The organism is Streptomyces sp. NTD91 (genome assembly GCF_059510455.1).
Window position 1 is genome coordinate 156,224 of the sequence record NZ_JCAJZW010000014.1, and the last position, 6,594, is coordinate 162,817.

Here is a 6,594-nt window from a genome sequence, read left to right on the forward strand (position 1 = left end):
CACCCCGACCTTCCCCCGAAAAAGTCAGACTTTTAAGTTTGAACGCGTCAGGCCGACCTTTCCGCACTGAACGAGGACTTCTTGAAGATGACCACGCACACTCCCGATGGCTTCGAATGGACCGGCCTCGACCGGCGTGCCGTGGACACCGCCCGTCTTCTGGCGGCCGACGCCGTGCAGGAGGTGGGCAACGGCCACCCCGGGACGGCGATGAGTCTGGCGCCTGCCGCGTACACGATCTTTCAGAAGGTGATGCGTCACGATCCCGCCGACCCGGAGTGGACCGGCCGGGACCGATTCGTCCTCTCCCCCGGCCACACCTCGCTGACCCTGTACACGCAGCTGTACCTCGCCGGGTACGAGCTGGAGCTGGCGGACCTGAAGGCGTTCCGGACGCACGGCTCCAAGACGCCGGGCCACCCGGAGTACGGGCACACCGCCGGCGTCGAGACCACCACCGGCCCGCTCGGGCAGGGCGTCGCCAACGCCGTCGGCATGGCGATGGCGGCCCGCTACGAGCGCGGTCTGTTCGACCCCGAGGCCCCCGAGGGCACCTCCCCGTTCGACCACACCGTCTGGGCGATCGTCTCGGACGGCGACCTGGAGGAGGGCGTCTCGGCCGAGGCCTCCTCGCTCGCCGGCCACCAGAGGCTCGGCAATCTCGTCCTCCTCTACGACGACAACCACATCTCCATCGAGGGCGACACCGCGACCGCGTTCTCCGAGGACGTGCTGAAGCGGTACGAGGCCTACGGCTGGCACACCCAGCGCGTCGAGCCCACCGCCGAGGGCGACATCGACGTGCCCGCCCTGTACGCCACGCTGAGGGCCGCTCGGGCCGAGACCGGGCGTCCCTCCATCATCGCGATGCGCACGATCATCGCCTGGCCCGCCCCGAACGCGCGGAACACCGAGGCCTCCCACGGCTCCGCGCTCGGCGAGGAGGAGATCGCCGCCACCAAGCGCCTGCTCGGCTTCGACCCCGAGCAGACCTTCCAGGTCGAGGGCGACGTCCTGAAGCACACCCGGCAGGCCCTGGACCGGGGCGCCGAGGCGCACGCGGCCTGGGACAAGCGCATCGCCGAGTGGCGGGCCGCCCGGCCGGAGCGGGCCGAACTGTTCGACCGGATCAGCAAGGGCGAGCTGCCCGAGGGCTGGGAGAACAGCATCCCGGTCTTCGAGGAGGGCAAGTCCGTCGCCACCCGCGCCGCCTCCGGCAAGGTGCTGCAGGCGCTCGGCCCGGTGATCCCCGAGCTGTGGGGCGGCTCGGCCGACCTCGCCGGCTCCAACAACACCACCATCGACAGGACCAGCTCCTTCCTGCCGAAGGGCAACCCGCTGCCCGAGGCGGACCCGTACGGCCGTACCGTCCACTTCGGCATCCGCGAGTTCTCCATGGCCGCGGAGATGAACGGCATCGCCCTGCACGGCAACACCCGGATCTACGGCGGCACCTTCCTGGTGTTCTCCGACTACATGCGCAACGCCGTCCGTATGTCGGCGCTGATGCAGCTGCCGGTGACGTACGTCTGGACGCACGACTCCATCGGCCTCGGCGAGGACGGTCCCACCCACCAGCCGGTCGAGCACCTGGCCTCGCTGCGCGCCGTCCCGGGCCTGAACGTCGTCCGCCCGGCCGACGCCAACGAGACCGCGGTCGCCTGGGCCGAGATCCTGAAGAGGCACGCCACCAGCCCCGCCCCGCACGGGCTCGCGCTCACCCGCCAGGGCGTGCCGGTGTACGCGCCGAACGAGGACGCGGCCAAGGGCGGCTATGTGCTGCGCGAGTCCTCGACCGAGGTCCCGGAGGTGATCGTCATCGCGACGGGATCCGAGGTGCAGCTGGCCGTGGCCGCGCGGGAGCTGCTGGAGGCCGAGGGCATCGGCACGCGTGTGGTGTCGATGCCGTCCGTGGAGTGGTTCGAGGAGCAGCCGCGCGAGTACCGCGAGCGGATACTGCCGCCGGCCGTGAAGGCCCGGGTGGCCGTGGAGGCCGGCATCGGCCTGACCTGGTACCGGTACGTCGGTGACGCCGGCCGGATCGTCTCCCTCGAGCACTTCGGCGCCTCCGCCGACGCGGGAACCCTGTTCGCCGAGTTCGGCTTCACCCCCGAGAACGTCACCGCCGCGGCCCGCGAGTCCCTCGCCGCGGCGCGCGCCTGACACCGACGCCCGACAACGACCCGAAAGAAGAATGATCACTGTGACCGAAGCAATCGCGACCCCGGGAGCCCTCAAGCGCCTCGCCGACGAGGGCGTGTCGATCTGGCTCGACGACCTGTCGCGGAAGCGGATCACCTCGGGCGGCCTCGCCGAACTGGTGGCGAGCGGCAGCGCCGTCGGTGTCACGACGAACCCCTCGATCTTCCAGGCCGCCATCGGCTCCGGCGAGGGCTACGAGGAGCAGCTCGCCGACCTCGCCGCGCGCGGGGTGACGGTGGACGAGGCGGTGCGGATGATGACGACCGCCGACGTGCGGGACGCCGCCGACGTCCTTCGGGAGGTGTACGACGCCACGGGCGGCCGGGACGGCCGGGTCTCCATCGAGGTCGATCCCCGCCTCGCCCACGACACGGCGGCCACGGTCGCCGAGGCCAAGCAGCTCGCCTGGCTGGTCGACCGCCCCAACGTGATGATCAAGATCCCGGCGACCAGGGCCGGCCTGCCGGCGATCACCGAGGTCGTCGGGCTGGGTATCAGCGTCAACGTGACCCTGATCTTCTCTCTGGAGCGCTACCGGGAGGTCATGGCCGCCTACCTGGCCGGCCTGGAGAAGGCCCGCGAACGCGGCATCGACCTCTCCGGCATCCACTCGGTGGCGTCCTTCTTCGTCTCACGCGTGGACTCCGAGATCGACAAGCGGCTGACCGCCCTCGGCACCGGCGAGGCCCTGGCCCTCAAGGGCCGCGCGGCCCTCGCCAACGCCCGCCTCGCCTACGAGGCGTACGAGGAGGTGTTCGGCTCCGGCCGCTGGCTGGCGCTCACCGGGGCGAAGGCGAACAAGCAGCGTCCGCTGTGGGCGTCCACCGGTGTGAAGGACCCCGCGTACAAGGACACTCTGTATGTGGACGAGCTGGTCGCGCCGGGCACCGTCAACACCATGCCGCAGGCCACGCTGAACGCCGTCGCCGACCACGGCGAGATCACCGGCGACACGGTGACCGGCGGCTACGCGCAGGCCCGCGCCGACCTGGCCGCCGTCGAACGGCTCGGCATCTCCTACGACGAGGTCGTCCAGCAGCTGGAGGACGAGGGCGTCGCCAAGTTCGAGGCGGCCTGGCAGGAGTTGCTGGACGCCGTGGCGACGTCCCTGAAGAGCAAGGGAGCTGACGCCCGATGACCGAGAAGGCACCCGCCGCGCAGGCGGCCGCACCCGAGGCGCCCGCGTCCGGAGCGGTACGGGTCCCGGTGGCCCCGGCCGCCGACTGGGACAACCCGCTGCGCGACGCCCGCGACCGCCGGCTCCCCCGCATCGCCGGCCCGTCCGGACTGGTCATCTTCGGCGTGACCGGTGACCTGTCCCGCAAGAAGCTGATGCCGGCCGTGTACGACCTGGCCAACCGCGGTCTGCTGCCACCGGGCTTCTCCCTGGTCGGTTTCGCCCGCCGCGAGTGGGAGGACCAGGACTTCGCGCAGCTCGTGCACGACGCCGTGAAGGAGCACGCCCGCACCCCGTTCCGCGAGGAGGTGTGGCAGCAGCTCGCCGAAGGCATGCGGTTCATCCCCGGCGACTTCGACGACGACACCGCGTTCAAGCAGCTCAAGGACGCGGTGGAGGAGCTGGACGCCTCCCGCGGCACCGGCGGCAACTTCGCGTTCTACCTGTCCGTGCCGCCGAAGTTCTTCCCCAAGGTCGTCCAGCAGCTGAAGAAGCACGGCCTGGCGAATCCGCCCCGGGGTTCCTGGCGGCGCGCCGTCATCGAGAAGCCGTTCGGCCGCGACCTGGCCAGCGCCCGCGAGCTGAACGCGATCGTGCACGACGTGTTCGAGCCGGACCAGGTGTTCCGCATCGACCACTACCTCGGCAAGGAGACCGTCCAGAACATCCTGGCGCTGCGCTTCGCCAACCAGATGTACGAGCCGATCTGGAACCGGTCGTACGTCGACCACGTGCAGATCACCATGGCCGAGGACATCGGCATCGGCGGCCGGGCCGGCTACTACGACGGCATCGGCGCCGCCCGTGACGTCATCCAGAACCACCTGCTCCAGCTCATGGCGCTCACCGCCATGGAGGAGCCCATCGCGTTCGACGCGGAGGCGCTGCTCACCGAGAAGCTGAAGGTGCTGAAGTCCGTACGGCTGCCCAGGGACCTGGGCAGCAGCACCGTGCGCGGGCAGTACGCGGAAGGCTGGCAGGGCGGTGAGAAGGTCGTCGGCTACCTCGAGGAGGAGGGCATCGACCCGCAGTCGAAGACCGACACCTTCGCCGCGATCAAGCTGGGCATCGACAACCGCCGCTGGGCGGGCGTCCCGTTCTATCTGCGCACCGGCAAGCGCCTCGGCCGCCGCGTGACGGAGATCGCGGTCGTCTTCAAGCGGGCCCCGCACTCCCCCTTCGACACCACGGCGACGGAGGAGCTGGGCCAGAACGCGATCGTGATCCGGGTCCAGCCCGACGAGGGCATGACCGTGCGGTTCGGCTCCAAGGTGCCGGGCACCTCGATGGAGATCCGGGACGTCTCCATGGACTTCGCCTACGGCGAGTCCTTCACGGAGTCCAGCCCGGAGGCGTACGAGCGGCTCATCCTGGACGTGCTGCTCGGCGACGCGAATTTGTTCCCCCGTCACCAGGAAGTGGAAGAGTCCTGGAAGATCCTCGATCCGATCGAGGAGTACTGGGCGGCGCACGGCCGGCCGGCGCAGTACGCGTCGGGCAGCTGGGGACCGAGGGAAGCGGACGAGATGCTCGCACGAGACGGACGGAGCTGGCGCAGGCCATGAAGATCGACCTGACCGACACCACGGCAAGCAAGATCAACAAGGCGCTGGTGCAGGGCCGCCGCGCCATCGGCACCCCTGCCGTGGGCATGGTCCTGACGATGGTCATCGTCACGGACGAGGAGAACGCCTACGACTCGATCAAGGCCGCCGAGGAGGCCTCGCACGAGCACCCCTCGCGCACCCTGGTCGTCATCAAGCGGCACGCGCGCACCCTGCGCGACCGCACCCACTCCCGACTGGACGCCGAGGTCCGGGTCGGCTCCGAGGCGGGCACGGGCGAGACGGTCGTGCTGCGCACCTACGGCGAGGTGTCCGACCACGCCGACTCGGTGGTGCTGCCGTTGCTGCTGCCGGACGCCCCGGTGGTCGTGTGGTGGCCCGTGGAGGCGCCCGAAGCCCCGTCCGAGGACCCGCTCGGCGCCCTCGCGCAGCGCAGGATCACCGATCTGTACGCGGTCGACCGGCCGCTGGAGGTCCTGCAGACCCGCATGCGCAACTACGCGCCCGGCGACACCGACCTCGCCTGGACCCGGCTCACCCTGTGGCGGTCGATGCTGGCCGCCGCCCTGGACCAGGCTCGCGAGAAGGTGACGTCGGCGGCCGTGGAGGCCGAGGCGGACAACCCCAGCGCCGAGCTGCTCGCCCGCTGGCTGGAGGCCAGGCTGCGCGTTCCGGTCGGCCGGGTGCCGTCCGCCGGCCCGTTCGTCACGGCCGTGCGTCTGGGCACCGAGCACGGCGAGGTCGTCATCGACCGCCCCGAGGGCCCGCTCGCCACGCTGTCCCTGCCGGGCCAGCCGCCGCGCACGCTCGCCCTGAAGGTCCGCCCCACCTCCGAACTCATCGCCGAGGAGCTGCGCCGCCTCGACGCCGACGAGATGTACGCCGTCGCCCTCAAGGGCGAGGCCGCCAAGGAGAACGCCTGAGATGGCAGAGTCCGAGTTCCCGAAGCTCACCAACCGGCCCGAGTGGACGGCTCTCGCCGACCACCGTGCCGAGGGGCAACCGCACCTGCGCGACCTGTTCGCCGCGGACCCCGGCCGCGCCGAGCGGTTCACCGTACGGGTCGGCGACCTGTACATCGACTACAGCAAGCACCTGATCACCGACGAGACGCTGGCCCTGTTGCAGGAACTCGCCACCGCCACCGGCGTGTTCGCGCTGCGCGACGCCATGTTCCGCGGCGAGAGGATCAACGTCACCGAGAACCGGGCCGTGCTGCACACCGCCCTGCGCGCCCCCGGGGACGCGGTGATCGAGGTCGACGGCGAGAACGTCGTCCCGAAGGTGCACGCGGTGCTCGACAGAATGAGCGACTTCGCCGGCCGTGTCCGCTCCGGCGAGTGGACCGGCCACACCGGCAGGCGGATCAGGAACGTCGTCAACATCGGTATCGGCGGCTCCGACCTCGGCCCCGCCATGGCGTACGAGGCGCTGCGCCCGTACACGGCACGGGACCTGACATTCCGGTTCGTCTCCAACGTGGACGGCGCCGACCTGCACGAGGCAACCCGGGACCTGGACCCGGCGGAGACCCTGTTCATCGTCGCGTCGAAGACGTTCACCACGATCGAGACGATCACGAACGCCGGCTCGGCGCGTTCCTGGCTGCTCAACGCCTTCGGTGGCGACGAGAAGGCGGTGGCCCGGCAC

5 protein-coding genes are annotated in these 6,594 nt (G+C 70.7%); all 5 read left to right on the forward strand.

The genetic code is table 11. From position 1 onward, the window contains the following. Positions 1-87 precede the first annotated feature (87 nt). A complete protein-coding gene (gene tkt / locus AC5WRT_RS17420) occupies positions 88-2,163 on the forward strand; it encodes a transketolase (RefSeq protein WP_496100360.1) in 2,076 nt (691 codons plus the stop codon). 31 nt (positions 2,164-2,194) lie between these two features. Beyond that, a complete protein-coding gene (gene tal / locus AC5WRT_RS17425) occupies positions 2,195-3,340 on the forward strand; it encodes a transaldolase (RefSeq protein WP_496100361.1) in 1,146 nt (381 codons plus the stop codon). Next, positions 3,337-4,944, forward strand: coding sequence for a glucose-6-phosphate dehydrogenase (zwf, locus tag AC5WRT_RS17430; RefSeq protein ID WP_496094227.1), 1,608 nt, complete (start codon positions 3,337-3,339; stop codon positions 4,942-4,944). Before tal ends, zwf begins: the two co-directional genes overlap by 4 nt. Next, positions 4,941-5,867, forward strand: a complete 927-nt coding sequence (gene opcA, locus AC5WRT_RS17435; protein WP_496094226.1) for a glucose-6-phosphate dehydrogenase assembly protein OpcA — start codon at positions 4,941-4,943, stop codon at positions 5,865-5,867. The genes zwf and opcA overlap by 4 nt, the downstream gene beginning before the upstream one ends. Before the next feature lies 1 nt (position 5,868). After that, positions 5,869-6,594: phosphoglucose isomerase-related protein (locus AC5WRT_RS17440; protein WP_496094225.1), on the forward strand; the 726-nt coding region annotated here is incomplete at its 3' end.

Bases quoted from the DNA above. Each gene is read 5' to 3' on its own strand.
- tkt (WP_496100360.1), top strand. From the start codon at position 88: ATGACCACGCACACTCCCGATGGCTTCGAATGGACCGGCCTCGACCGG.
- tal (WP_496100361.1), top strand. From the start codon at position 2,195: ATGATCACTGTGACCGAAGCAATCGCGACCCCGGGAGCCCTCAAGCGC.
- zwf (WP_496094227.1), top strand. From the start codon at position 3,337: ATGACCGAGAAGGCACCCGCCGCGCAGGCGGCCGCACCCGAGGCGCCC.
- opcA (WP_496094226.1), top strand. From the start codon at position 4,941: ATGAAGATCGACCTGACCGACACCACGGCAAGCAAGATCAACAAGGCG.